Source organism: Paraburkholderia sp. UYCP14C, assembly GCF_004197395.1.
GTDB lineage: Bacteria > Pseudomonadota > Gammaproteobacteria > Burkholderiales > Burkholderiaceae > Paraburkholderia.
On the sequence record NZ_SELS01000271.1, the window covers coordinates 1 to 1,145 of the forward strand.

At 56.1% G+C, this 1,145-nt stretch carries 1 protein-coding gene; it reads left to right on the forward strand.

From position 1 onward, the window contains the following. Positions 1–113: 113 nt before the first annotated feature. Positions 114–980 carry an IS5 family transposase gene (locus tag EVC45_RS44785; protein ID WP_129964379.1) on the forward strand — a complete coding sequence of 289 codons (867 nt, stop codon included), beginning with the start codon at positions 114–116 and terminating at the stop codon, positions 978–980. Positions 981–1,145: the final 165 nt, after the last annotated feature.

The following is a 1,145-nucleotide window of genomic DNA, read 5'->3' on the forward strand; positions in this document are numbered from 1 at the left end:
CTACTGGTTGCAGGTTTTTCGCTGGGGTTAAAATGGGCGGAGAGGCCGGTTGGGTAAGGGATTCGAGCGGTTGTCGCCGAAGCGGCTAGAATCCATCGCTTTGATGATGGAAAATGGCCGAACGCCAAGCCCGACAAGGGATTCCGGTGGAATTGAGCGAAGCGCAATTCAACGAATTTGTCTTGCCTCATTTGCCACGGGGTCGTCGTGGCCCGCTGCCGCGACTGCCGTTGTACAGGATCTTCAACTACATCCTGAGGGCGTTGTACCTTGGCTGCCAGTGGCACATGCTGCCGATCGACAGGAATCAGCAGGGTCGACGCGAAATCCATCCGACGAGCATTTACCGGATCTTTCGTCGCTGGCATGCGAGCGGATGTTTCGATGCGATATTTCTGGCCTCAGTACGCCGACTCCAGCAGGACCAGTTGCTCGATCTGTCGATCATTCACGGCGACGGCACAACGACTGCGGCAAAGAAAGGCGGCGACAATCTCGGTTTCAGTGGTCACAAAAAACTCAAGGGCTGCAAGGTCGTGGCTTTCTGTGATCGGCGCTGCAACGTTATCGCACCGTTCGTGGTCGCACCCGGCAACCACAACGAATCGCCGATGTTACGTGAGGCATTGCCCACACTAATGAAGACCGCCCGCGAAGCAGGCCTGGCACTACACCGCACCATCGTCAGCCTTGATGGCGCCTACGATTGCCGGGCCAATCGCAAGGCCATCTTCAATCGTGGCATGGTGCCCAACATCAACCCGAACCCGCGAGGCAGGAAAAAACCCAAACGCGGCCGCAAGGCGCTGTTCGAGCTGGCCATTTTTAAAGAGCGCTTCAACACCATCGAGCGGCTGTTCGGCTGGGAAGACAAGTTTCGCCGTCTGCTATTGCGCTTCGAACGCCTCAGCTCTCTTCACTACGCATTCAAGACACTCGCCTACACGATGATCAACCTGCGGCACTACTGCCGGATCTAATCGAACAGCGTTGTTGAGGTTTTCAGTTCCGGCGCAGCGCGTCGTGATTCAGCTCACGCGTACCTTGCCCCATTCAACCTTTATCACCTCAATCCGGTCTTCAATTCAGTCTCGTCTCAACCGTTTGCAATCCTGACGACATCGCGAAAGCCCAACATGACCGAT

Coding starts and splice junctions, on each gene's coding strand:
- EVC45_RS44785 (WP_129964379.1), top strand. CDS start 114: ATGGCCGAACGCCAAGCCCGACAAGGGATTCCGGTGGAATTGAGCGAA.